This window comes from Streptomyces sp. NPDC005402 (genome assembly GCF_040606575.1).
Lineage (GTDB): Bacteria > Actinomycetota > Actinomycetes > Streptomycetales > Streptomycetaceae > Streptomyces.
Map to the genome: position 1 here is coordinate 38,817 of NZ_JBEXFB010000037.1, position 24,018 is coordinate 62,834.

The following is a 24,018-nucleotide window of genomic DNA, read 5'->3' on the forward strand; positions in this document are numbered from 1 at the left end:
TCCATCGGCGATCACTCGCTGTGACGCCTTGTGTATGGGCCCACTTTTCCGGAAGACTCCTGGAAGTTTCGAGGCTCCGACGCGGAGGTGGGCAAGTGACAACAGGCGAGGCCGACGCCGGGCCCCGGGGCAGAGTCACCATCACGGAGATCGCCCGGCAGGCCGGAGTATCGGTGCCGACGGTGTCCCGGGTGGTCAACGGCCGGTCGGACGTGTCCCCGCACACCCGCGCCCGGGTCGAGGAACTGCTCCAGCGGTACGGCTACCGCAAGCGCCCCGCGGCCCCCGGCACCCGCGCCTCCTTGCTGGACCTGGTCTTCAACGACCTCGACAGCCCCTGGGCGGTGGAGATCATCCGGGGAGTCGAGGAGGTCGCCCACGCGGAGGGCGTCGGCACCGTGGTCTCCGCGATCCACGGCCGCTCCGGCGACGCCCGCGAGTGGATGCGCAACCTGCGCGCCCGCGCCTCCGACGGGGTCATCCTGGTCACCTCGGCGCTGGACACCGTCCTCCACGACGAACTGCGCGTGCTCGGCGTCCCGTTGGTCGTCGTCGACCCGGCCGGCTCGCCCGCGCTGGACGTCCCCACCATCGGCGCCGCCAACTGGTCGGGAGGGCTCGCGGCCACCGAACACCTGCTCTCCCTCGGCCACCGCAGGATCGGCCTGATCGCCGGGCCGCCCCGGCTGCTCTGCTCGCGGGCCCGCCTCGACGGCTATCGCGCCGCCCTCGAAGGCGCCGGGCTCACCCTCGACGAGGCGCTCGTCGTACCGGGCGACTTCCATCCGGAGTCCGGCTTCGCGGGCTGCGAGAAGCTCCTCGACCTGCCCGAGCCGCCGACCGCCGTGTTCGCGGCCAGCGACCAGATGGCCCTCGGCGCGATCGAGGCGCTGAGGCGGCGTGGCCTGAGGGTGCCGGAGGACATGAGCCTGGTGGGTTTCGACGACCTTCCGGAAGTCCGCTGGTCGGCTCCGCCGCTGACGACCATCCGCCAACCCCTCGCCGACATGGGCAAACTGGCCGTCCGCACGGTCCTCGAACTGGCCCGTGACGAACACCCGGACTCACCGCGCGTGGAACTGGGGACGGAACTGGTGATCCGGTCGAGCACCGCACCCCCGGGCACTGCCTGACGGGCCATGGCCGGGGGTGGGGTGGGGCTCCGGTCGCCCGGGAGCGGACTCCACCGGTCGAGCCCGGGAGCGGGCTCCACCGGTCGGTCCGAGCAGGCGGCCCCCGGGCGGGACAGCCCGGCCCCCTACTTCAGCGCCGCCCGGATCGCGTAGTACGCCGGCTTCGGCTGGAACTGCTCGTCCCACGGCAGCGCGGCGCCCTGGCCCTCGAAGAAGGCGGGGATCCAGCTGTACTTGTCGGTGTAGTCCCAGATGGTGATGCCGACACACCGGCGCACCGCGAGGCACGCGTCGGTCAGGTCGGCGTACCACTCGGCCTGCTGGGCCAGTTTCTCCTCCGTCGCGGGCAGGATCATCCGGATGTCGACCTCGGTCAGCGCGGTGTCGAGACCCAGCTCGGAGAAGCGGCGCAGGTTGTCCTCCAGGGTGGTCGGATAGCCGTACTGGAGTGCCAGGTGGGCCTGGAGGCCGATGCCGTCGAGCGGGACACCCTGTGCCTTCAAATCCTTGGCCAGGGCGTAGTAGGCGTCGCTCTTCGCCCCGACCCCCTCGATGTTGTAGTCGTTGAGGTAGAGCTTGACCTTGGGGTCGGCCTGGCGGGCCCAGCGCAGCGCGTCGGCGATGTAGCCGGGGCCGAGGGTCTTGTAGAACACGGTCTCGCGGTAGGTGCCGTCCTCGTTGAAGGCCTCGTTGACGACGTCCCAGGCGAAGACCTTGCCCCGGTAGTGCCGCACCTCGGTCTGGATGTGCTTCTTCAGTACGGCCTTCAGCTCGTCCGCCGTCCACTCGCGCGAGGTGATCCAGCCGGGCAGCTGGCTGTGCCACACGAGCGTGTGGCCGCGCACTTTCTGGTGGTTCGCGCGGGCGAGGTTCACGATCTCGTCGCCGTTGGTCCAGTCGAAGACGCCCTGCTCGGGCTCGGTGGCGTACCACTTCATGCCGTTGCCCGGCGTGATCTGGTCGAACTCGCTGCCGAGGATCTTCTTGTACGGCTCGTCGACGAGCTCGGGGTTGTCGGTGGCACTGCCGAAGTAGCGGCCGTGGCGCTGGGCGAGGTCGGCCAGGGTGGCCGGCTTGCCGTGGGCCTGGGCGGGTGCGCCGAGCCCGGTGACCACCAGGGCCGCGGCCAGGACTCCGACGAGTCTCAGACGGTTCTTGCGCATGGTGCGACTCCTCACGTGCGGGGGTGGGGTGAGTCGTACGGGTGAAGCGCCGCCGTCAGCCCTTCGTGGCACCGGCGGTCAGTCCGCCGACGAGCTGGCGCTCGGCGACCGAGTAGAAGGCGAGGGCGGGAACCATCGCCAGGACGAGATAGGCGAAGACACGGGCGTACTCGGCGGAGTACTGGCCCTGGAACTGCTGCACGCCGACGGGCAGCGTCCACCAGGTGTTGTCGGTGAACACCAGCAGCGGCAGCATGAAGTTGTTCCAGCTGGTGACGACGGCGAGCACCGAGACCGTGCCGAGCGCGGGCCGTGCCATCGGCAGCAGGACGCGCCAGAAGAAACCGAAGGGGCTGCACCCGTCGAGGGTGGCCGCCTCCTCCAGCTCACCGGGGATCTCCCGGAAGAAGGCCCGCAGGATGATGATCGTCATCGGCAGTCCGAAGGCGGCCTGCGGAAGGATCACGCCCAGCGGGTTGTCGAGCAGTCCGAGTGAGCGCAGCAGCAGGAACAACGGGAGCACCGCCACCGCGAAGGGGAACATCAGCCCCATCGTGAAGAGCGTGAACAGCGCCTCCCGGCCGCGGAAGGCGAACCGCGCGAAGGAGAACGCGGCCAGCGCGGACGCGGCGACCACCAACACGGTCGTACCCACCGCGATCAGCGTGCTGCTGCCGAGCAGCCGCCAGAAGTCGCTCCCCCCGAGGATGTCGGTGTAGTTGCTGATCAGCCAGTGCTTCGGCAGCCCGAAGGGGTTGCTGGAGAGTTCGTCGGTGGACTTGAACCCGGACAGCACCGCGTACACCAGGGGTACGACCATCACCGCGCCGACGGCGACGAGGATCGCGTGCAGGGGCAGGGTCCGAGCGGTGGTCTTGCGGGCGGTCACTTGCCGTCCCCCCTCATCGTCGTAGTGGCCCCTTCGAGGTCGCGGCGGAGCACGAACCGCTGGTAGGCGAGGGCGAAGACGAGGCAGATGCCGAACATGACCACGCTGATCGCGCTGGCGTAGCCGACCTGATAGCGCTTGAAGCCGTACTGGAACATGGTCACGGCCATGGTCTCGGAGTGGTGGTCGGGGCCGCCTTGGGTGACCACCCACACCAGGTCGAAGAGCTGGATCGACCCGATGACGGACAGGAAGACGCTGATCCGCAGGGTGGGCGCGAGCAGCGGCAGGGTGACGTTGCGGAACCGCTGCCAGGCACCGGCTCCGTCGATGAGCGCCGCCTCGGTCAACTCCCGTGGAATGGACTGGAGTCCGGCCAGGTACAGCATCATGTGGAAGCCGAAGTACTTCCACATCATGACCAGGAAGAGCGTCGCCATGACGTACGAGGGGTCGGCGAACCACAGCCCACCCACCCCGTCGAGGCCGACGGCGCCGAAAATGTGGTCGGCGAGCCCGTCGTCCGGGGCGAAGACCATGCTGAACAGCACGCCCGTGATCGCCTCGGACAGGACGTAGGGCGCGAAGAACAGCATCCGGTAGACGGCCCGGCCGCGGAACTTCTGGTTGAGCAGGACCGCCATGGCGAGCGCGAACGGCAGTTGGAGCGCGAGCGAGAGCACGACCAGGACGAGACAGCGCCACAGGTCGCCCAGGAAGACGGGGTTGTCGAAGAGGGACGTGAAGTTGTCGACGCCGACGTAGTCGGAGGGCATGCCGAAGCCGCCCCAGCGGAAGAAGGCCGCGTACAGCGCGAACAGCATCGGCAGCAGGACCATGCCGATGAACAGCACCAGGGCGGGCAGCTGGAAGCCGACCGCGGTGAGCCAGTGCGTGACGCGCCGGCGGCCCCGCCCCCGGGCCCTGACGTGTTCCGGGGGCGGGAGATCGGTGCCCGGACCGCTCCGCTTGTCTGCGAGGAACGTGGAGGTCATCGCGGGCTACTGCTCTTCCTTCGCCGTCTGCGTGATCGACTGGGCGACCTGTTCGGGGGACTTGGAGCCGGCAATCAGCGCGGCCACGCTGTCATTGACCTCCTGGCCGACGGCGGGCGCGTACGCCTGGTCGAGATAGAGCTGGAAGCCGGTCGCGGCCTTCAACTGGGCCTGTACGAGCTTGAGGTTGGGGTCGGTCATGGCCTTCTCCGCGTTCGGCAGCACCGGAAGGACGCTGGTCTTCTTGACCAGTTCCAGTTCGGTGGCCTCGGAGGCGAAGAACTTCAGGAAGTCGACGGCCGCCTGCGGGGCGCCCCGGCGCAGGGCGTGTCCGCCGCCGCCGCCGAACACCTCGGTGATGGCGCCCTTGCCGCCCTCGACCGAGGGGAACGGGAAGAAGCCCAGGTCGTTCCCGAGGCCCTTGCCGCTGTCGGCCTCCACGGACGGGGCCCACTGGCCCATGAGTTCCATGGCCGCCTTGCCGTTGCCGACGGCGGCCGCCTGGCCGGTGGGGGTGGAGTAGGCGGCGTTGAGGAAGCCCTTCTGGAAGGGCTGGAGGTCCACGAGTTCCTTGAGGTGCCGGCCGGCCTCGACGAATCCGGCGCCGGTGAAGTCCTTGTCCTCGCTGGCCTTCTGGAGGGCGTCGATGCCGGCGGTGCGCATCGCGAGGTAGGCCCAGTAGTACATGCCGGGCCACTTCTCCTTGCCGGCGAGGGCGATGGGCGTGATGTTCTTCGACTTCAGCTTGCTCACGGCCTCCAGGAAGCCGCCCCAGGTGGTGGGGGGTTCACTGACCCCGGCCTGCGTGAAGAGCTTCTTGTTGTACCAGAAGCCGATCATGCCCATGTCGAACGGAATGCCGTAGACCTTGTCGTCGTAGATGTACGGCTCCTTGGTGACCTTCAGCAGACCGTCGGCCCACGGCTTGGTCCGGTCGGTCAGATCCTCCACGAGCCCCGCGTCGACCTGCTGCTTGAGAACGCCGCCGCCCCAGGTGTGGAAGATGTCGGGGAGCTTCCCGGAGGCGGTCAGCGCCGTCATCTTCGACTTGTAGGCGTCGTTCTCCAACTGGACGATCTTTATCTTGACCTTGGGGTTCTGTGCCTCGTACTTCTTGGCGAGGCTGGCCCAGACACTCTTCGCCGGCTCGGTGGTGGAGATGTTCCACCACTCCACCGTGGTCGTCCCGTCGGACGATCCTCCGTCCGAGTCGCCGCCACAGCCGGTCAGTGCCGTCATGCCCAGACCGGCCGCGGCGGACGCCGCCAGAAAACCACGGCGGGACAGTGCCGGGTCGCCCATGATGCGCTCCTTGGGTACGGGACGGAGCCGTCCTTGTCCGTCCTGCGGTCCGAAAGTTTCGGAAGAGATCCAGAAAGCTTCGCTGCTGCCGCACCCTAGAGACAGCTACTAAACGGTGGCAACCCCCTGTGCACGGGGAATGTTCGCGGATTGATCCGCCAACTCCCCCCGGAAGGACCCGCTTAGAGAGATGGGGACCGCTCGCGCGGCGAACACTTGCGGCGCGGAACCGATCCGGGGCATCCCGCTCGACTCCCCTCGGCGCCAGAGCGCCGAGGCATGGGCACCTCACGTCGGCCCCCCACACGGGCAGCCGATCCAGACCGGACCAACCCGCCGTGCACCGGGGCCGGGAGAAACCTCCGACGACCCGTGTCACCGCACCTCGGCCACGCCTGACGCCTCCGAACTGCCGAAACATTCGGTAGCACTGGCGAACATTACGAAGCGCTCCGGCGCGGAGATTCCGCACGGACCGCTTCACCTCGACCCACCAGCCAGGGGCCTGGCCTGCACTGCCACCCACTCCGCGTGATGTCAGCTCCTTTCGTGAGCCGAACAGCGTGTCGAGGTGCCCAGCGGTGGCGTCCGCGGCTGTCCGCCCCCGGAGAGCGCAGGCGACGCCGATCGCGGCGACATCGCCCGGTCTGTCGACGGCGCTTCCACCGGCTTCGCGGGTCTCGATCGGGGACTTGGACATCTCCCCCGAGGCAGATGGTTGACGTGGTGTCAGGCGGCCGAGCACCGCCGCTCCGGCAGTTGCGGCAGCACCTCGGAGCCCGTTCCAGTGGCCCGTTCCTCCAGGTCCAGCACTCGCAGATGGACGCGGGCAACCCCGGCGTCGACGTACCGCCCGACCAGGTCGACGATCCGATCGGGCGTGCCCGCGAAGCTCTCCGGACGCCGCCGCCCACCCAGCCCCGCGGCTCGTGCGGTGACCTGGGGCTCGCCCTTGCCACAGCACACCGTCTGCAGCACGGAGACCCTCGGGGCCTCGGCGGCCCGACCGGTCTGCTCGGCCTTCACCTGCAACCGCCCGGAGATCCCCACCGCTCGTTCCTGCCCCGACATGACGCTGCGTGTCCATCGAGACCACTCCACCCAGGCAACTCGAAGCGGGCGTACGGCGGCCCTCTCAACTGGCCCATCACCCACCTCTGACGTTCCGCAGGCCGAGTCTTAACGGAAGTTTGACGCCCGCACACCCTCCAAGCACGGGCCCGAACGTCACTCTCCGCTTACGCTGGTCCCGCCGTCGGACGGGCGGCCGGACCCGAGCTGAGCCGCATCTAGGAGCACGCCCCGATGGCCACCACCGAGCACCCTCCCCCGAGTCGTCTGCGCTCCTGGATGCTGGAGGGCCTGTCCGACATGGGCAAGAGCGGCGGCCACACCGGCCCCCATGCCGAACCGGAACCCCCGCACCAGGGCCAGCCCTGGTGGCGGGTCATGTGCCTGACCGGCGTCGACTACTTCTCCACCCTCGGCTACCAGCCCGGCATCGCCGCCCTCGCGGCCGGCCTGCTCTCCCCCATCGCGACCATCGTCCTGGTGATCGTCACCCTCGCGGGCGCCCTGCCCGTGTACCGCAGGGTCGCCGAGGAGAGCCCCCGCGGTGAAGGCTCGATCGCCATGCTCGAACGGCTGCTGTCGTTCTGGCAGGGCAAGCTCTTCGTCCTCACCCTGCTCGGCTTCGCCGCCACCGACTTCCTGATCACCATCACCCTGTCCGCGGCGGACGCCTCCACCCACCTGGTCGAGAACCCGCACCTCACCGGCGCCCTGCACGACAAGCAGATGCTGATCACCCTCGTCCTCGTGGCCCTGCTGGGCGCGGTCTTCCTCAAGGGCTTCCTGGAGGCCGTCGGCGTCGCGACCGTCCTGGTGGGCATCTACCTCTCCCTGAACGTCGTCGTCGTGATCGTCGGCCTGTGGCACATCATCACCGCGGAACACGTCATCACCGACTGGTCCAGCGCCCTGACCACCGAGCACGGCAACGTCTTCGTGATGATCGGCGTGGCCCTGATCGTCTTCCCCAAGCTCGCCCTCGGCCTCTCCGGCTTCGAGACCGGCGTCGCCGTCATGCCACACGTCAAGGGCGACCCCGATGACACCGAGGAACGCCCCACGGGCCGGATCCGCGACACCAAGAAGCTGCTCACCGTCGCAGCCCTCATCATGAGCTGCTTCCTGATCGCCACCAGCTTCATCACCACCCTGCTGATCCCGGAGAGGGACTTCGAGCCGGGCGGCCCGGCCAACGGCCGCGCGCTGGCCTACCTTGCCCACAACTACCTCGGTGGCGTCTTCGGCACGGTCTACGACATCTCGACCATCGCCATCCTGTGGTTCGCCGGCGCCTCCGCGATGGCCGGCCTGCTCAACCTGATGCCGCGCTACCTGCCCCGCTACGGCATGGCCCCGCACTGGGCCCGCGCGGTGCGCCCCATGGTCATCGTCTTCATCCTGATCGCCTTCCTGGTCACGTGGATCTTCGACGCGAACGTCGACGCACAGGGTGGCGCCTACGCCACCGGCGTGCTGGTCCTGATCAGCTCGGCGGCGATCGCGGTGACCATCGCCGCCCACAAGGCCGGCCAGCGCGGCTGGGCCATCGGCTTCGCCGTCATCTCGGCGGTGTTTCTCTACACGACCGTCGTCAACGTCATCGAACGCCCCGACGGCGTCAAGATCGGCGCTTGCTTCATCGCCGGCATCATCCTCGTCTCGCTGCTTTCACGCCTCGCCCGCGCCTTCGAGCTGCGCGTGACCAGCGTGACGCTCGACGACATGGCGGAACGTTTCATCCGGGACATGGCCAGCCGCAAGATGCGCTTCATCGCCAACGAACCCGATCAGCGCGACCGGGCCGAGTACCGCGACAAGATCGAGCAGATCCGAGAGGACAACGACATCCCCGGCGAGGACTTCGTCTTCGTCGAGGTCACCGTCCTGGACCCCTCCGAGTTCGAGGCGAGCCTCACCGTCCGCGGCGAGGTCCTCCACGGCCGCTACCGCGTCCTGACCTTGGAGTCCTCCTCCATCCCCAACGCCCTGGCCGCCCTCCTCCTCCACGTCCGCGACACCACCGGCTGCACCCCGCACATCTACTTCGAGTGGACCGAAGGCAGCCCCTTCGCCAACTTCCTCCGCTTCTTCCTCTTCGGCCAGGGCGAGGTCGCCCCCGTCACCCGAGAGGTCCTCCGCGAGGCGGAACCCGACCGCGCCCGCCGTCCGCGCGTCCACACCGGCTGATCCGCGCATACCGAACATGAGCCGCATACAGCCCTAAGTTGATGCGCATGACCCTGAGCATCCGCAACCAGCTCCCCGGCACCGTCACCGCCGTCACCCCGGGCGAGGCCATGGCGACGGTCAAGATCCGACTCGACGGCGGCCAGGACCTCACGGCCGCGATCACCCTCGATGCCGTCGACGAACTCGGCCTCGCCCAGGGCACATCCGTACGCGCCCTGGTGAAGTCGACGGAGGTCTCCCTCGCCACCGCCCCGGTCCGGGGCGTGTCCATCCGCAACCAGCTCCCGGGCACGGTCACCGCCGTGGCCGCCGGCGCCGCCATGGCCACCGTGAAGATCGCCGTCGAGGGGGGCGAGCTCACCTCCGCGATCACCGCGGACGCCGCGACCGACCTCGCCCTGGCCGCCGGCACCCCCGTGGTGGCCCTCATCAAGTCGACCGAGGTGTCACTGGCGAAGGAGTAGGCCCGCCCCGGCGCAAAGAAAGAGGGCCCCGCCGAGACGGGGCCCTCATCACCTCAGGTCAGTCCTCGTACGCGTCCAGCGGCGGGCAGGAGCACACCAGGTTCCGGTCTCCGAAGGCCTGGTCGATCCGCCGCACCGGCGGCCAGTACTTGTCCGCGACCGACACGCCGGCCGGGAAGACGGCCTCCTCGCGCGTGTAGGCGTGCTCCCACTCCCCACCCAGCGCCCCGGCGGTGTGCGGAGCGTTCCGCAGCGGGTTGTCGTCGGCGGGCCACTCCCCGGCCCCGACCTTCTCGATCTCCCCACGAATGGCGATCATCGCCTCGCAGAACCGGTCGAGTTCGATCAGGTCCTCGGACTCGGTCGGCTCGATCATCAGCGTCCCGGCCACCGGGAACGACATGGTCGGCGCGTGGAAGCCGTAGTCGATGAGCCGCTTGGCCACGTCGTCGACGCTCACCCCGGTCGCCTTGGTCAGCGGCCGCAGATCGATGATGCACTCGTGCGCGACCAGCCCGCCAGGGCCGGTGTAGAGCACGGGGTAGTGCGGCTCCAGCCGCTTGGCGATGTAGTTGGCGGAGAGCACCGCCACCTGCGTGGCCCGCTTGAGCCCCTCGCCGCCCATGAGCCGCACGTACGCCCACGAGATCGGCAGTATCCCCGCGGAACCCCAGGGCGCGGCCGAGATGGGCCCGACGCCGGTCTCCGGGCCCGCCGCGGGCTGCATCGGGTGGTTCGGCAGATACGGCGCCAGATGCGCCCGCACACCGACCGGACCGACGCCCGGGCCACCGCCGCCGTGCGGGATGCAGAAGGTCTTGTGCAGGTTCAGGTGCGAGACGTCACCGCCGAAGTGTCCCGGCTTGGCCAGTCCCACCAGCGCGTTGAGGTTGGCCCCGTCGACGTACACCTGCCCGCCGGCCTCGTGCACCTGCGCGCAGATGTCGGCGACGTGCTCCTCGAACACACCGTGCGTCGAGGGGTACGTGATCATCAGCACGGACAGCTCGTCGCGGTACTGCTCGATCTTCGCCCGCAGGTCCTCGACGTCGATCTCGCCGTCCCCGGCGGTCTTCACGACGACGACCTTCATACCCGCCATCACGGCGCTGGCCGCATTGGTCCCGTGCGCGGACGACGGAATCAGACACACGGTCCGCTGCTCGTCACCGTTCGCCCGGTGATACCCGCGTACGGCGAGCAGCCCGGCCAGCTCGCCCTGCGAACCGGCGTTGGGCTGCAGCGACACCTTGTCGTACCCGGTGACCTCGGCGAGCCGCTCCTCCAGCTCCCGGATCAGCGTCAGATAGCCCTGCGCCTGCTCGGCGGGCGCGAAGGGGTGCAGCTGCCCGAACTCGGGCCAGGTGACCGGCTCCATCTCCGTCGTGGCGTTGAGCTTCATGGTGCAGGAGCCCAGCGGGATCATGCCCCGGTCGAGCGCGTAGTCGCGGTCGGCGAGCCGACGCAGGTAGCGCAGCATCGCGGTCTCGGAGCGGTGCTGGTGGAAGACGGGGTGGGTGAGGAAGTCGTCGCCACGCAGCAGCGCGTCCGGCAGCGCCTCCTCGGTGGCCACGTCCAGCGCCTCGATGTCGGCCTCGACCCCGAAGGCGTTCCACACGGCAGCCACCTGGGCCCGAGCGGTGGTCTCGTCACACGCGACGGACACGTGGTCGGCGTCGACGAGGTGCACGTTGACGCCGTTCCGCCGCGCCGCGGCGACGACCTCCGCGGCCTTCTGCGGCACCCGCACGGTCAGCGTGTCGAAGTAGGACCCGTGCACGACCTCGACCCCACCGGCGCGGAGCCCCGCCGCGATGATGGTGGCGTACCGGTGCGTCCGCCGCGCGATGCCCCTGAGCCCGTCGGGCCCGTGATAGACGGCGTACATCCCGGCCATGACCGCGAGCAGCACCTGCGCGGTGCAGATGTTGCTGGTCGCCTTCTCCCGGCGGATGTGCTGCTCACGCGTCTGCAGCGCGAGCCGGTAGGCCTTGTTGCCGTCGGCGTCCACGGACACACCCACGAGCCGCCCGGGCAGGCTCCTGGCGAACTTCTCCTGGACGGCCATGTATCCGGCGTGCGGCCCGCCGAATCCCATCGGCACGCCGAACCGCTGCGTGGTCCCGACCGCGATGTCCGCCCCGAGCTCACCGGGCGACTTCAGCAGGGTCAGTGCGAGCAGGTCGGCGGCGACGGTCACGAGCGCGCCGAGCTCGTGAGCCTGGTCGATGAGCGGCTTGATGTCCCGGACGGCCCCGGAGGCGCCGGGGTACTGGACGAGCACCCCGTTGATCTCACGCCCGGCGACCTCGGCCGGGATCCCGTCGCTGAGGTCGGCGACCACGACCTCAAGGCCGGTCGGCTCGGCACGGGTCTCGATCACGGCGATGGTCTGCGGCAGCGCGTCGGCGTCGACGAGGAAGAGCCCCTTCTTGTTCTTCCCCATCCGGCGGGACAGTGCCATGGCCTCCGCCGCCGCGGTCCCCTCGTCGAGCAGCGAGGCACCGGAGGTCGGCAGCCCGGTCAGGTCGGCGACCATGGTCTGGAAGTTGAGCAGAGCCTCCAGCCGCCCCTGCGAGATCTCCGGCTGGTACGGCGTATAGGCCGTGTACCAGGCCGGGTTCTCCATGACGTTGCGCAGGATGACGGTCGGGGTGAAGGTGCCGTAGTACCCGAGCCCGATCATGGAGTCGAGCACCTGGTTCCGGTCGGCCAGCGACCGCAGCTCGGCCAGCACCTCGGCCTCGGTACGCGCACCGGGCAGTTCCAGCGCATCGGCGTTCTTGATCACATCCGGCACCGCGGCGGCCGTGAGCTCGTCCAGCGAGCCGTAGCCGACCTGCGCGAGCATTTTGGCCCGAGCCTCGTGATCAGGGCCGATGTGACGCTGCTCGAAGGGGATTCCCTGTTCGAGCTCGGAGAGTGGAATGCGGTGGGCGGTCATTGCGGAGGCCTCCTGGTCTGACGCGACCTTCGAGGGGTACCCCGGCACGGGTACCCCGACGGCCTCCCCCTCTGTCATCTCGACCTGAGAGCTTCACCGGCTGCCCGAAGGCCGCCGGCTTTCACCGTCGGTGAGAGCGGAAGGTGTCGACGCCCGCCCTGCTTTCCAGAGTGACCTCGTCCGTGCGGTACGTGAGCCTGAGAGATTCCGGGGAGGATTTGCTCCTTCGGCGCCTCCGATGGTGTCTGGAGGACTCTCCCGCACGGGGTCAGCAGCCGCTGGCAAGCCTACCAGCGGGGCTGCCGCACGAGTCTTCGAGTGGCCGCGCACCCCGATGTGCTCTTTCGTAGTGCTTACGACCGCTTCGGATGAGTTGCGACCAAGTGGAGGGCACGTGCAGACCGACATCGATCCGCGCAACCTGATCGGCCGCAAGGCGTTCGACCGCAACGGCACCAAGATCGGCACCATCGACGAGGTCTACCTCGACGACGCGACCGGCGTGCCGGAATGGGCTGCCATACGCACCGGCCTCTTCTCCCGGGACGCCTTCGTCCCCCTTGAGCCGAGCGAACTGATCGAAGGCACCCTGCGCGTCCCCTTCGACCGCACCCTCATCAAAGACGCCCCCGACTTCGGCGTCGGCCGCCACCTCTCCCCCGACCAGGAACTCCAGCTCTACCACCACTACGGCCTCGACGTGGCGGCACCGCCCCCGATCCCGGACCGGGACTTCGGCAAGCTGGCGGGCACGGAGGACGTGGAAGCCTGACCACTCGCCCCGCACCGTCTCGACGTCCGACCGGGCCACGACGCCCAAGGTCGCCGACGGCATCGGGGTCTTCGTCCGCAGGGAGCGCACCCACCACCCCGGCAACCGAGCCGAAGCCGACACCCGACCGACACCCCCCGCCCTCAACCACCGCCGCGCCCACCTCAGCCCAGCCGGCCCTCCCCACAACCCCGCGGCCACCCGAGCTCTGCATGCCCGCCGACGCCCACCCCAGCCGGACGTCCTACACGCCCGCCGCCCCACGCGGACCCCGATAGCCCTTCCGTGCCAGACGCTCGGCACGCCTCGCCGGCCCCATCCGGATCCTGGCAGACCCGCTCAGCACACCCTCCGGAACCCCGGGAACCCCCAGGGGGCGCGGGGAACTGCGCGACCAGCCACGACGGCGCTGTGGACGGGATGTGGCCTGTCGCGGCACTCACGACCCCCTCGGCGTCCCCCACCGGTACGAACGCCACCGCGTCCCACGCGATCTACGCGTCCCCGATCGCGTCAGCCGTAGCCGATCTCAGCGAGACGCTGGGGGTGCCCTTGAACTCGTACGACCCGAGCGAGACCCATCTGTTGTTCCCGCCCGTGTCCCGGGAGATCGTCTTCTCCACGCCCGTGCCGTCACCCAGGTCGATGCGGTACGTGGCCGACGGCGTGTCGGCCTCGTGGTCCGGCAGGTGCAGCGCCCTGCACGCCTCTCCGCCCCACGACGGCCCGCCAGGCACCCCACACCCCACCCAAACCGCGACGACCCCACACACAGCCCCGCAAGGCCGCCGAAGGCGCTCAGCCCCCACAGGGGCCACCCGCACCCGACAACGAACTGTCACGGGAGGTGCGGGAGGTGCGGGTGGGAACCCATCACCTCGACCAACGGCAACGGCTCAGCCGGCTCCAGCGCGGGATCATCGACAAGAAACGTCCGCACTCGCCCCGGCTCAGAACCCGGCGTCTCGAACCGCACGGTCACCCTCCCCAGCCCACTCCCCTGCACCCACCCGTGCCCGTACTCGGCATGCCGCACGTCATGCCCGGCGACCCACCGCCGCTCGACCACCACGTCCCGCACCTCAGCAGGGACGTCATCAGCCACCTCCTCGACGGCATGATCCACCCCCTCCCCCGCGGCCTGGGCGAACAGATCCTCCTGAGTGAAGTCGGCAAGCCCGGAAACCCCCACCCCCAGCAACCGCACACCCCCCGTCGAGTCGACGCCCTCCAGCAACCGCAGGGCGGCCTCCCGCACCACGGCGGGATCATCCGTGGGCCCCCGCAAGGTCTCGGACCGCGTCAAGGTCGAGAAGTCGTACCGCCGCACCTTCAGCACGATGGTCCGCCCCGACAACCCCGCCTCACGCAACCTCCGCACACACCGGTCCGCCAACCGCTGCACCTCGAGCCCGACCCGGACCCGGTCATGGATGTCCACGTCGTACGTGTCCTCCACCGACACCGACTTCGTCTCCCGCTCCGCCACCACGGCCCGCTCGTCCCGCGCCAGCGCCATGGCGTACAGCCCGTGCCCGTGTGCCTTCCCGAGCAGCCGTACGAGCTCGTCCTCCCCCGCCTCGACGATCTCGTCGACCGTATGGATCCCGGCCCGCCGCAGGTGGTCCCCCGTCGCCGGCCCCACCCCGGGCAGGGTCCGCACCGGCAGCGGCCCGAGCAGCGCCCGCTCGGTGCCCGGCTCGATCACCACCAGCCCGTCCGGCTTGGCCTGCTCCGAGGCGATCTTCGCGAGCATCTTGGACGCGGCCAGCCCCACCGACCCCGTGAGCCCGGTGAAGGCCCGTATGTCCGCCCGCAGCTTCGCTCCGACCAGTCGCGCCGAGGCCTCGTCCCAGGCCGCCGACCCGGCCTCCAGGTCCACGAACGCCTCGTCCAGGCTCAGCGGCTCCACCAGCGGCGACAGCTCCCGCAGCAGCCCCATCACCTGCTCGCTGATGGCCTTGTACAACCCGAAGCGGGGCACGAGATACGCGGCGTTCGGCGCGAGCCGTCTCGCCTGGGCCGTGGGCATCGCCGAGTGCACCCCGAACACCCGGGCCTCGTAGGACGCGGTGGCCACCACTCCCCGCGGTCCAAGGCCGCCCACGACGACCGCCTTCCCGCGCAGACTCGGCTTGGACGCCTGCTCCGCCGAGGCGTAGAAGGCATCCATGTCGAGATGCAGGATCGTGGGCGCTTTTCTCACATGTCCGATGCTGCCCTACGCCACTGACAATGCCCCGCCGCAGAGGGCGGGCAGGCGTCAGACCGCCCGGTTGCGCCGCCTGGCCAGCTCGTCCGCGGGGTTGTGCCCGATGAGCGTCTCCCCGGTGTCGATGCGCTCCCCGTGCAGCTGCGAAAGGGCGCTCTCGACATCCCGCCACACGACGCCCACGGCGATCCCGAAGACTCCCTGACCGCCCTGGAGCAGCGCGTGGACCTCGTCGGGCGAGGTGCACTCGTAGACCGTGGCCCCGTCGCTCATCAGGGTCATGCGCTCCAGGTCCTGGAAGCCGCGCTCCCGCAGGTGCTGGACCGTGGTGCGGATGTTCTGCAGCGACACACCGGTGTCGAGGAACCGCTTGACGATCTTCAGGACGACGACGTCCCGGAAGCTGTAGAGCCGCTGTGTCCCCGACCCGTGGGCGGGCCGCACGCTCGGCTCCACGAGCCCGGTGCGCGCCCAGTAGTCGAGTTGCCGGTAGGTGATGCCGGCCGCGGCGCACGCCGTGGGACCGCGATAGCCGATCTGCTCGGACGCCATGGACGTCGCCCCTCCGCTGCTCGGCACGGCCGCCGGTCGCTGCGGAACGGGGTCGGCCGCGCTGCCGTGATGGGGATCTCCCCAACCCGACCGAAGTTGAGAGCTTGGGGGAGGGTACGGACCGCTTGCCCCGAGACTCCGTCCGGGGGCACCCCCAGCCGTACCGTCGCCGCTGCTTCTCACGCCGACCTCCGTCCTTGACCTGCCTTCTCGACGGTAGGCAGTCACCAGGGGTGCGTCAACGATCGCCACACTCGGCACGCCGAGTGATAATCACCCTAGGAGTGGTTTGCCGTACCCCACTGCGGGGAAAGGCTAGCCGAATGCGCTCCGCGCGGGCCGCAGGACGCTCTCACGCGCCGGTGGCAAATGCCAGCATTTCGGTGACGACCGGACACGGCCGACCCGTCACGGACCACTGATCCGCCGGATCGACCGCTGCTGCCTCACTGGCTGCTGGTGCCGAAGTCCTCGGGGGAGATCTGGTCGAGGAACTCGCGGAACTTCTCCACTTCGTCCTCCTGCTCGTCCGGAATCGCGATGCCGGCGTCGTCGAGCACTCCGTCGCTGCCGTAGATCGGCGTCCCGGTGCGCAGGGCCAGCGCTATGGCGTCGGACGGCCGCGCGCTCACCTCGACCCCGCTGGCGAAGACCAGCTCCGCGTAGAAGACGCCCTCACGCAGGTCCGTGATGCGTACTTCGGTGAGCTCCTGGCCGACCGCCTCCAGCACGTCCTTGAACAGGTCGTGGGTCAGCGGTCGTGCGGGGGCCATGCCCTGCTGCGCGAAGGCGATCGCCGTCGCCTCCCCCGGCCCGATCCAGATGGGGAGGTAGCGGTCGCCTCCCACTTCACGCAGGAGCACGATCGGTTGGTTGGAGGGCATTTCGACCCGGACACCTACGACATCGAGCTCGTTCACACAGCAACCCTAGGCCGTGCCCGGGACGTTTGGGTAGTCGGGCAGGAAACGGGTGACGATCCGGTGCCCCGGCCGCCCTCAGGGCAGGCGTACGCCGAGCGCGGTCTGCACAAGTGCCGCGTGCAGCCTCACCGTGAGCCCCGCGAGTTCCTTGGCACGGGCTTCGGCGTGTGCGCGGGTCTGCGGGTTGCGGTGGCGCTTCAGCGGCGCCACCACCTGGTCCACGAGCCCGGCCTCACGGTCGGCGGCCGCCTTCATCGCCCGCAGATGGCGCGGCTCGATCCCGAACCGCCCGAGCTCCACGACGAGGGCGGCCACGGTCACCGTCTCGGCGTCGTAGGCCCCGTCCGGCAGCGGCGTGATGAGCCCGTACGACTCCCACTCCGTCAGGTCCGACTCGCCGATCTCGGCGGCGGCGAGCAGCTCGGCCCGGCCGATCCGGGCCGCGGTCGGGCCTTCCGAGACCTCCAGGACCGTTTCTCCGTCCCGCTGGCGGCCCACCGTGGGCAGCGGGACGGCCTCGCCGCGCTCCATGGCGTCCAGGTGCTCTCGGATCACCTTGAGCGGCAGATAGTGGTCCCGCTGCATCCTCAGGACATGGCCGAGGCGCTCGACGTCCCGGCTGCTGAACTTGCGGTACCCGGAGGGAGTCCGCTGCGGCTCGATGAGGCCCTCGGACTCCAGGAAACGGATCTTGGAGATCGTGACCTCGGGGAACTCGTCGCGCAGCACGTTCAGCACTGTGCCGATGCTCATCAGCCCACTGTCCGTGGCGGCGGTGCCGTGTCCGGCACCGCCGCTCGGTGTTTGAAGCATGGACCTTCCCTGGGAGGGTCAGTAGCCCTGCTGGCTCGCGTAGAACACCAGCCGGTACTTGCCGATCTGCACCTCGTCGCCGTTGTTCAGAGCGACCGCGTCGATCCGCTCACGGTTGACGTACGTGCCGTTGAGACTGCCCACGTCGGACACCGTGAACGAGCCGTCCTGGCCGCGGCGGAACTCCACGTGCCGGCGCGAGACCGTGACGTCGTCGAGGAAGATGTCGCTCTGCGGGTGACGGCCGGCCGTGGTCAGCTCGCCGTCCAGCAGGAAGCGGCTGCCCGAGTTCGGCCCGCGACGCACCACCAGGAGCGCGGAGCCCAGCGGGAGCGCGTCGACGGCAGCCTGTGCCTCCGGGGAGAGCGCCGGCATCTGTGTCTGGCCGGTGACCTCGGAGTCGTAGGCCTCGAGTCCCGAGATGGAGATGGTGGAGGTCGTCTCCGAGGGACGCTCGGGAACGGCTCCGGCCCGCAGCGGGGCGCCGCAGTTGGAGCAGAAGCGGCTGTTCTCCGCGTTGCGGTTACCGCACCTCGTACACACCAGGGCCGACATAGGGGAAAACCCTCCACCCGTACTTGAGGTTGACGGCTGCCCGAAACCTATGCCGCCGGACTGGGCAGGGTCAACAGACGGCGCGCCCTGACCTCCGGAAACGTCACCACCCGGGCCGCCGACCTGGTCCCGGAACAGTGGGCGCTGGCCCTCCGCGTCAGGCTGTGCGCGATGGCGAGCGGTCGCATTGTCGCTGCCTTCTCGCGCGCTCTTGCCGAACAACTTCGCAAACAACTTCACGGGCGATTCCCCTTGACCGAAACAGACCCGCCCGTGGGGCAGGACGAACCCTGATTGAACACACCGGTCGACCCGGACACCCTCACAACGTCCGTTGCCACCAGACAGTTTCCACCACGCACCACCCATTCGGTGCGCCGACCCCCCGCAACCTCATGCCCTGGCCGGATGCCCCCCATGCACCCCCGGTTCACCGGGAGGACGACCGAGCGTAGTCAGGCCGCTTCGCCGCTCGCAAGGCGTCCACGACGATCTTGTCCGACTGCTCGACGGTAACGGTGGCCTGCTCCTTCTCGAGAGTCTGCACCACGCCTCCAGGGATGTTCAGCGCCGGTTCGAGGTCCTGCGGATTGCCGATGACCTTGAAACGAAACGGCGCGGTGATCTTGTTCCCGTCGACGCTCACGCTCTTGTCCGACTCCGACAGATAGGTGCCCGCGACGACCCGTACGCCGTTCACCTGGATCGCCTCCGCCCCGGCCGCTCGCAGCTCCTGGATCGCGTCGAGCAGCATGTCCGCCTCGACCGTCCCCTTGGTGTCCTCGATCGTCATCGTGATGCCCGGTCCCTGCGCGGCCACCGTGCCGGCGAGGATGCCGAGTTGCCGCTCCTTCTCGACCGTCTGCTTGCGGGCCTCCTCGGCCTGGTCGGAGCTGTTCTCCAGCTCGTCCCGCTGCTTCTCGAGGCCCTGCTTCTCGTCTTCAAGACGCTGGGTACGGTCGTCCAGTTCATCGAGGATGCGTACGAGATCTTCCTGCCTCGCCCCCCGCAGCGCACTGTCACTGTCGCTGTTGGACGCCACCTGGATGGCGAGGCCGAATCCGAGACCGAACAGCAGCACCGCGACGATGAGTTGGGCCCGCGTCACACGCGGCGGCCAGAGCCCCTGCACCAGCCGCTGACGCCCGGTCAGCACGGGCTCTGCAGCCGGGCTGTCGGGCCTCTCGGTCTTCTCGGTCTTCTCGGCAGGCGTCGCCGGGAGTTCCTCGGGCAGTTCCTTGCGCAGCCCGTTGCCGGGCGTCTCGTCCTGTTCGCTCATCGGCCTCACGCCCGGAAGACGTGCCGGCGGATCGCCGCGGCGTTGGAGAAGATCCGGATGCCGAGCACGACGACGACACCGGTCGAGAGCTGGGCGCCCACGCCCAACTTGTCGCCCAGGAACACGATCAGGGCGGCCACGACCACGTTCGACAGGAACGACACGACGAAGACCTTGTCGTCGAAGATGCCGTCGAGCATGGCCCGCAGCCCCCCGAAGACGGCGTCGAGCGCCGCCACCACGGCGATCGGCAGATAAGGCTCGACAACCGCCGGAACCTCAGGCCGGACCAACAGGCCGGCCACGACTCCCACGACGAGGCCCAGTACGGCGATCACGATGTGCCCTTCTCAGTTCTCGGCTCTGCTGTACGTACGATCACACTCGGTGCGGCCGGCAGCCGGAGGTCGTCCTCCGCGGAGATGGCGGTCCGGATGCCGTAGTTCTCTTCCAGGGCGTGCAGATACAGTCCGTCGGCGCTGTCCTGGAACCTGGTGCTGAGCCGCTGCCCGTCCCCCACCGCAAGCACCGTATAGGGCGGAACCAGCGGCTTGTTGTCGACCAGTATCGCGTCACCCGCGGCCCTGATCGCCGACAGCGCGGTCAGCCGCTGTCCGTTGATGGAGATGGCCTCGGCGCCCGACTCCCACAGCCCGTTCACGACCCGCTGCATGTCACGGTCGCGCACCCGCCCGGTGTCGGAGAACCCCGATGTCTCACGCGGGTTCCCGTCGCCGCCACCCGTGCTGGCTTCCTTGGCGTCGTTCACGACCAGTTTGACGCCCGGGCCGTGCACCTCGACGGCGCCCGACAGGATGCCCACGAGGTCGGCCTGGCCGCTGTCGCCACTTTGCTTGAGCGCCTCGCGCTGCCGCGTGCTCACGTCGTCGCGCAGTTGGTCGACGCTCTTCTCGAGCCTGTCCGCCGTCTCGGTCTCGCGGTCGATACGGTCGATGAGCTCCTCGCGCTCCTTGGCCACGACCGGCGCGGCCACCCGTGCCTGCGCCGCTCCCACGGTGACCACGAGAGCGGCGAGCACCAGGCCGACGGCCAGACCCAGCCTGGCCCGCAACGTCTTGGGCATCCCGCCTTCACCGGCGGCCTTCTTACGGGCCGCGGCCTCGGCGTACCCGTCGTCGAGGCTGTGGTCCATGACGTTGGTGAGCAGCGACATGGAGGCGTCCGGGCGCGACGGGCGCGTGGGGGTGCTCCGAATGGGGGGCTGCTGCGGCATGCCGCACATCGTCGCACGTCGCGGCCCCTACCTCCGAATGGCCCCATCGGCGTGCCGGACAGGCCCCCTTGGGGACACATGTCCGGCACGCACGCGTGCGTGACTCAGCGGCCGGCGCTGTCCACGACCGCCGCCCACTCGTCCAGCAGGGCCTGCGCGGACGCGTCGTCGGGTCCCTCGGCCCACAGGTGGGTGACCGCCTCCGCGGGGTCCGGCAGCACCATCACCCAGCGTCCGTCGGTCTCCACGACCCGGACACCGTCGGTCGTGTCGACAAAGCGATCGCCAGCCGCCTCCACGACCCTGCGCATCACCAGCCCCTTGACGGCCCACGGGGTGGCCAGATCCCGCTTGAGGACATGCGCCCGCGGAATCCGCGCGTCGATCTGGCTGAGCGTGAGCTGCGTCCGCGCCACCAGCCCGATCAGCCGCACGAAGGCAGCCGTGCCGTCGAAGACACTGCTGAACTCCGGGATGATGAAGGCGCCCTTGCCGTCACCACCGAAGATCGTCGAGTCGTCGCGTCCGACCCGGGTGAGGTCGTCGGGCGAGGTGGTCGTCCACTCCACCTGCGTGCCGTGGTACGCGGCCACCTGCTCGGCGATCCGCGTGGTGGTCACCGGCAACGCCACCCGGCCACTACGCCGTTCCGCGGCGACCAGATCAAGCATGACGAGCAGCGCCCGGTCGTCCTCGATGATCCGCCCCTTCTCGTCCACGAGGGACAGCCGCTCACCCACAGGGTCGAACCGCACCCCGAAAGCGGCCCGTGCGGAGGCCACGATCTCGCCCAGCCGCACCAGGCCCGAACGCCGAGCGTCCGCCGTCTCCGTCGGCCTGGACTCGTCGAGGCCCGGGTTGATGGTCAGCGAGTCCACCCCGAGCTTCCCGAGCAGACTCGGCAGCACCAACCCCGCGCTGCCGTTCGACGCGTCCACGACGACCTTCAGCCCTGCCTCGGGAATCCCGGTGATGTCGACGTTCCGCAGCAGCGAGCCGGTGTACGAATCGAAGACACTCGCGGGGAAGTGCAGGTCCCCGATCTCGCCGGGGAACGCGCGCCGGTACTCCTGCCGGGCGAACACCCGGTCCAACTTCCGCTGGCTGCCCTGGGAGAGATCCGCTCCCTGCCCGTCGAAGAACATGATGTCCACGGAATCCGGCACCCCGGGCGTGGTCCGGATCATGATCCCGCCGGCACTCCCCCGCGCGGTCTGCTGTCGCGCCACGGGCAACGGTACGTTCTCCAGGTCGCGTACGTCGATGGCGCTGGCCTGCAGAGCCGAGATGACCGCCCGCTTGAGTGCCCGCGCGCCACGGGAGTGGTCACGGGCGGTGGTGACGGTCGAGCCCTTCTTGAGGGTCGTCGCGTAGGCGCCGGCCAGCCGGACCGCGAGCTCCGGGGTGATCTCGACGTTCAGGATGCCGGAGACGCCACGGGCGCCGAAGAGATGCGCCTGGCCCCTGGACTCCCAGATGACCGAGGTGTTGACGAAGGCACCGGCTTCGATGGTCTTGAACGGGTAGACCCGCACATTCCCCTGAATGATCGATTCCTCGCCAACGAGACACTCGTCGCCGATGACCGCGCCGTCCTCGATACGGGCCGCGCGCATGATGTCGGTGTTCTTGCCGACGACACAGCCACGGAGATTGCTCTGCTGGCCGACATACACGTTGTCGTGCACGACGGCCTTGTGCAGAAATGCCCCGCTCTTCACCACCACGTTCGAGCCCACGACGGTGTGCTCGCGGATCTCGGCGCCGGCCTCGACCTTGGCATAGTCGCCGATGTACAGCGGACCGCGGAGAACGGCATCGGGATGCACCTCTGCCCCCTCGGCCACCCATACGCCCGGGGAGAGCTCGAAACCGTCGATCTCGACGTCGACCTTGCCTTCCAGGACGTCGGCCTGCGCCTTCACATAGCTCTCGTGCGTGCCGACGTCCTCCCAGTACCCCTCCGCGATATAGCCGTAGATCGGCTTGCCTTCCTTCATCAGCTGCGGGAAGACATCACCGGACCAGTCCACGGGCACGTCGGGGTCGACGTAGTCGAAGACCTCGGGCTCCATGACATAGATGCCCGTGTTCACGGTGTCCGAGAACACCTGGCCCCAGGTCGGCTTCTCCAGGAAGCGCTCGACCTTGCCTTCCTCGTCGACGATGGTGATGCCGAATTCGAGCGGATTGGGCACACGCGTCAGACAGACGGTGACCAGCGCGCCCTTTTCCTTGTGGAAGTTGATGAGCTCGGTGAGGTCGAAGTCGGTCAGGGCATCGCCGGAAATGACAAGGAAGGCATCGTCCTTCAACGCCTCTTCGGCGTTCTTGACGCTTCCGGCGGTACCGAGTGGCTTCTCCTCATTGGCATAGGAGAGCTCCATTCCGAGCTCTTCACCGTCACCGAAGTAGTTCTTGACCAGTGAGGCCAGGAACTGGACAGTGACGACGGTCTCGTTGAGCCCATGCCTTTTGAGCAGCCGCAGAACGTGCTCCATGATCGGCCGGTTTACCACCGGCAGGAGCGGCTTGGGCATGCTCGAGGTCATGGGACGAAGGCGTGTGCCTTCGCCTCCGGCCATCACGACGGCCTTCATGTCGGAAGCGTCCTCCTTAAGAGATGACGGTCTAGCCGACTTCACCCGTCCAGATTGTCCCGCACATTTCTGCCGGGGGCCATCGAGCCGCTACGGCCGTGCCAATGGGCGAGTTCAGTCGGCCTCGGCGTCCGCACGAACCAGGCGGCGGACTTGGACCACATACAGCACTCCTGCCCACCAGTACAGCGTTGTACCCCATCCGGCGAACGCCCATCCGAAAATAGCAGCGAGTGACGAGATCCAACCAGTTCCGTCACTGAGCAAGAGCAGCGGGAAGGCGTACATCAGGTTGAACGTGGCGGCCTTGCCAAGGAAGTTCACCTGCGGGGGCGGATAACCGTGACGCCTGAGGATGCCCACCATCACCAGGAGAACCAGCTCTCGCAAGAGCAGTGCAGCGGTCAACCAGATTGGCAGAATCTCGCGCCAGGTGAGGCCGACCAGAGTCGAGAGAATGTACAGGCGGTCGGCTGCGGGGTCGAGCAGCCGGCCGAGGCTGCTGATCTGGTTCCACCGGCGGGCGAGCTTGCCGTCCAGGTAGTCGCTGATCCCGCTCAGAGCGAGTACCAGCAACGCCCAGGTGTCACTCTTCGGCCCCCCGAACTCGGGCCTGAGGATCAGCCACAGGAAGAGCGGCACCCCAACGAGCCGCGCCATGCTGAGGATATTGGGGATGGTGAGGACCCGGTCCGTCTGGACCCGGGTCTCCTGGACCTCCACCCGGGGGCCTCCTGTGGGAAACGTGCCAACGATGCCCCCTGACCCTACCTCAACGCAAAAAAGCTCTGGCTCTTGGGCTGTGTGCCCAAGAGCCAGAGCTCTAAAAGGAGTTCGGCGGTGTCCTACTCTCCCACAGGGTCCCCCCTGCAGTACCATCGGCGCTATAAGGCTTAGCTTCCGGGTTCGGAATGTAACCGGGCGTTT

Annotated in this window: 21 protein-coding genes, 1 rRNA gene and 1 riboswitch; of the genes, 4 read left to right on the plus strand and 18 right to left on the minus strand. The window is 68.8% G+C overall.

Going from position 1 to position 24,018, the window contains the following annotated elements; translation table 11 throughout:
- Positions 1 to 95 precede the first annotated feature (95 nt).
- The gene (locus tag ABZT02_RS41895) at positions 96 to 1,133 is read left to right on the plus strand and encodes a LacI family DNA-binding transcriptional regulator (RefSeq protein ID WP_356027778.1); all 1,038 of its coding nucleotides are present in this window, start codon (positions 96 to 98) and stop codon (positions 1,131 to 1,133) included.
- 125 nt (positions 1,134 to 1,258) lie between these two features.
- Here ABZT02_RS41895 and ABZT02_RS41900 read toward each other — a convergent pair whose 3' ends face one another.
- The 5 genes from ABZT02_RS41900 to ABZT02_RS41920 form a co-directional block, all read right to left on the minus strand.
- Positions 1,259 to 2,296: an endo-1,4-beta-xylanase gene (locus ABZT02_RS41900; protein WP_356027780.1), complete on the minus strand. Its 1,038-nt coding sequence runs from the start codon at positions 2,294 to 2,296 to the stop codon at positions 1,259 to 1,261.
- Between the two features lie 55 nt (positions 2,297 to 2,351).
- On the minus strand, positions 2,352 to 3,185 hold the full coding sequence (locus ABZT02_RS41905) for a carbohydrate ABC transporter permease (protein ID WP_356027782.1): 834 nt from the start codon (positions 3,183 to 3,185) through the stop codon (positions 2,352 to 2,354).
- Positions 3,182 to 4,180: a sugar ABC transporter permease gene (locus ABZT02_RS41910; protein WP_356027784.1), complete on the minus strand. Its 999-nt coding sequence runs from the start codon at positions 4,178 to 4,180 to the stop codon at positions 3,182 to 3,184. Before ABZT02_RS41910 ends, ABZT02_RS41905 begins: the two co-directional genes overlap by 4 nt.
- Positions 4,181 to 4,186: 6 nt before the next feature.
- Positions 4,187 to 5,482 (minus strand): extracellular solute-binding protein, encoded by a 1,296-nt coding sequence (locus tag ABZT02_RS41915; protein WP_356027786.1) that lies wholly within the window; start codon positions 5,480 to 5,482, stop codon positions 4,187 to 4,189.
- Between the two features lie 729 nt (positions 5,483 to 6,211).
- Positions 6,212 to 6,553, minus strand: a complete 342-nt coding sequence (locus tag ABZT02_RS41920; RefSeq protein WP_356027788.1) for a hypothetical protein — start codon at positions 6,551 to 6,553, stop codon at positions 6,212 to 6,214.
- Positions 6,554 to 6,787: 234 nt separating this feature from the next.
- On the opposite strand from ABZT02_RS41920, the gene ABZT02_RS41925 reads away from it, so the two are divergent.
- Both ABZT02_RS41925 and ABZT02_RS41930 read left to right on the plus strand, forming a co-directional pair.
- Positions 6,788 to 8,740, plus strand: coding sequence for an APC family permease (locus ABZT02_RS41925; RefSeq protein ID WP_356027790.1), 1,953 nt, complete (start codon positions 6,788 to 6,790; stop codon positions 8,738 to 8,740).
- Between the two features lie 47 nt (positions 8,741 to 8,787).
- A complete protein-coding gene (locus ABZT02_RS41930; protein ID WP_356027792.1) occupies positions 8,788 to 9,207 on the plus strand; it encodes a TOBE domain-containing protein in 420 nt (139 codons plus the stop codon).
- A 58-nt stretch (positions 9,208 to 9,265) separates the two neighbouring features.
- Here ABZT02_RS41930 and gcvP read toward each other — a convergent pair whose 3' ends face one another.
- Positions 9,266 to 12,151 carry an aminomethyl-transferring glycine dehydrogenase gene (gene gcvP / locus ABZT02_RS41935; RefSeq protein WP_356027794.1) on the minus strand — a complete coding sequence of 962 codons (2,886 nt, stop codon included), beginning with the start codon at positions 12,149 to 12,151 and terminating at the stop codon, positions 9,266 to 9,268.
- Positions 12,152 to 12,326: 175 nt separating this feature from the next.
- Positions 12,327 to 12,422: riboswitch (glycine riboswitch) on the minus strand.
- Between the two features lie 123 nt (positions 12,423 to 12,545).
- On the opposite strand from gcvP, the gene ABZT02_RS41940 reads away from it, so the two are divergent.
- Positions 12,546 to 12,923 (plus strand): PRC-barrel domain-containing protein, encoded by a 378-nt coding sequence (locus ABZT02_RS41940; protein WP_356027796.1) that lies wholly within the window; start codon positions 12,546 to 12,548, stop codon positions 12,921 to 12,923.
- Between the two features lie 494 nt (positions 12,924 to 13,417).
- Here ABZT02_RS41940 and ABZT02_RS41945 read toward each other — a convergent pair whose 3' ends face one another.
- From ABZT02_RS41945 to rrf, 12 genes are all read right to left on the minus strand, one after another.
- Complete coding sequence (locus tag ABZT02_RS41945) at positions 13,418 to 13,660, minus strand: hypothetical protein (protein ID WP_356027798.1); 243 nt, start codon at positions 13,658 to 13,660, stop codon at positions 13,418 to 13,420.
- A 101-nt stretch (positions 13,661 to 13,761) separates the two neighbouring features.
- Positions 13,762 to 15,129: a DNA polymerase IV gene (locus ABZT02_RS41950; RefSeq protein WP_356027800.1), complete on the minus strand. Its 1,368-nt coding sequence runs from the start codon at positions 15,127 to 15,129 to the stop codon at positions 13,762 to 13,764.
- Positions 15,130 to 15,186: 57 nt separating this feature from the next.
- Complete coding sequence (locus ABZT02_RS41955; protein WP_356027802.1) at positions 15,187 to 15,870, minus strand: MerR family transcriptional regulator; 684 nt, start codon at positions 15,868 to 15,870, stop codon at positions 15,187 to 15,189.
- A gap of 263 nt (positions 15,871 to 16,133) precedes the next feature.
- Complete coding sequence (locus tag ABZT02_RS41960; protein WP_004002801.1) at positions 16,134 to 16,607, minus strand: bifunctional nuclease family protein; 474 nt, start codon at positions 16,605 to 16,607, stop codon at positions 16,134 to 16,136.
- A gap of 78 nt (positions 16,608 to 16,685) precedes the next feature.
- Complete coding sequence (locus ABZT02_RS41965; RefSeq protein ID WP_356027804.1) at positions 16,686 to 17,423, minus strand: MerR family transcriptional regulator; 738 nt, start codon at positions 17,421 to 17,423, stop codon at positions 16,686 to 16,688.
- A gap of 18 nt (positions 17,424 to 17,441) precedes the next feature.
- Complete coding sequence (locus ABZT02_RS41970) at positions 17,442 to 18,347, minus strand: FHA domain-containing protein (protein ID WP_356027806.1); 906 nt, start codon at positions 18,345 to 18,347, stop codon at positions 17,442 to 17,444.
- A 61-nt stretch (positions 18,348 to 18,408) separates the two neighbouring features.
- Positions 18,409 to 19,257, minus strand: a complete 849-nt coding sequence (locus tag ABZT02_RS41975) for a DUF881 domain-containing protein (RefSeq protein WP_356027808.1) — start codon at positions 19,255 to 19,257, stop codon at positions 18,409 to 18,411.
- A 5-nt stretch (positions 19,258 to 19,262) separates the two neighbouring features.
- Positions 19,263 to 19,595 carry a small basic family protein gene (locus tag ABZT02_RS41980; protein WP_003988855.1) on the minus strand — a complete coding sequence of 111 codons (333 nt, stop codon included), beginning with the start codon at positions 19,593 to 19,595 and terminating at the stop codon, positions 19,263 to 19,265.
- Positions 19,592 to 20,431: a DUF881 domain-containing protein gene (locus ABZT02_RS41985; protein ID WP_356027814.1), complete on the minus strand. Its 840-nt coding sequence runs from the start codon at positions 20,429 to 20,431 to the stop codon at positions 19,592 to 19,594. The genes ABZT02_RS41980 and ABZT02_RS41985 overlap by 4 nt, the downstream gene beginning before the upstream one ends.
- 164 nt (positions 20,432 to 20,595) lie before the next feature.
- Complete coding sequence (locus ABZT02_RS41990) at positions 20,596 to 23,091, minus strand: mannose-1-phosphate guanyltransferase (RefSeq protein ID WP_356027810.1); 2,496 nt, start codon at positions 23,089 to 23,091, stop codon at positions 20,596 to 20,598.
- A gap of 114 nt (positions 23,092 to 23,205) precedes the next feature.
- Positions 23,206 to 23,814, minus strand: coding sequence for a CDP-alcohol phosphatidyltransferase family protein (locus tag ABZT02_RS41995; protein ID WP_356027812.1), 609 nt, complete (start codon positions 23,812 to 23,814; stop codon positions 23,206 to 23,208).
- A 109-nt stretch (positions 23,815 to 23,923) separates the two neighbouring features.
- Positions 23,924 to 24,018, minus strand: a 5S ribosomal RNA gene (rrf, locus tag ABZT02_RS42000); the annotation flags it as partial.

Excerpts from the sequence above, each read along its gene's own strand:
- ABZT02_RS41900 (WP_356027780.1), bottom strand. The coding sequence starts at position 2,296 with ATGCGCAAGAACCGTCTGAGACTCGTCGGAGTCCTGGCCGCGGCCCTG.
- ABZT02_RS41910 (WP_356027784.1), bottom strand. The coding sequence starts at position 4,180 with ATGACCTCCACGTTCCTCGCAGACAAGCGGAGCGGTCCGGGCACCGAT.
- ABZT02_RS41915 (WP_356027786.1), bottom strand. The coding sequence starts at position 5,482 with ATGGGCGACCCGGCACTGTCCCGCCGTGGTTTTCTGGCGGCGTCCGCC.
- ABZT02_RS41920 (WP_356027788.1), bottom strand. The coding sequence starts at position 6,553 with ATGTCGGGGCAGGAACGAGCGGTGGGGATCTCCGGGCGGTTGCAGGTG.
- ABZT02_RS41925 (WP_356027790.1), top strand. The coding sequence starts at position 6,788 with ATGGCCACCACCGAGCACCCTCCCCCGAGTCGTCTGCGCTCCTGGATG.
- ABZT02_RS41930 (WP_356027792.1), top strand. The coding sequence starts at position 8,788 with ATGACCCTGAGCATCCGCAACCAGCTCCCCGGCACCGTCACCGCCGTC.
- gcvP (WP_356027794.1), bottom strand. The coding sequence starts at position 12,151 with ATGACCGCCCACCGCATTCCACTCTCCGAGCTCGAACAGGGAATCCCC.
- ABZT02_RS41965 (WP_356027804.1), bottom strand. The coding sequence starts at position 17,423 with ATGCTTCAAACACCGAGCGGCGGTGCCGGACACGGCACCGCCGCCACG.
- ABZT02_RS41970 (WP_356027806.1), bottom strand. The coding sequence starts at position 18,347 with ATGGGTGGTGCGTGGTGGAAACTGTCTGGTGGCAACGGACGTTGTGAG.
- ABZT02_RS41975 (WP_356027808.1), bottom strand. The coding sequence starts at position 19,257 with ATGAGCGAACAGGACGAGACGCCCGGCAACGGGCTGCGCAAGGAACTG.
- ABZT02_RS41985 (WP_356027814.1), bottom strand. The coding sequence starts at position 20,431 with ATGTCGCTGCTCACCAACGTCATGGACCACAGCCTCGACGACGGGTAC.
- ABZT02_RS41990 (WP_356027810.1), bottom strand. The coding sequence starts at position 23,091 with ATGAAGGCCGTCGTGATGGCCGGAGGCGAAGGCACACGCCTTCGTCCC.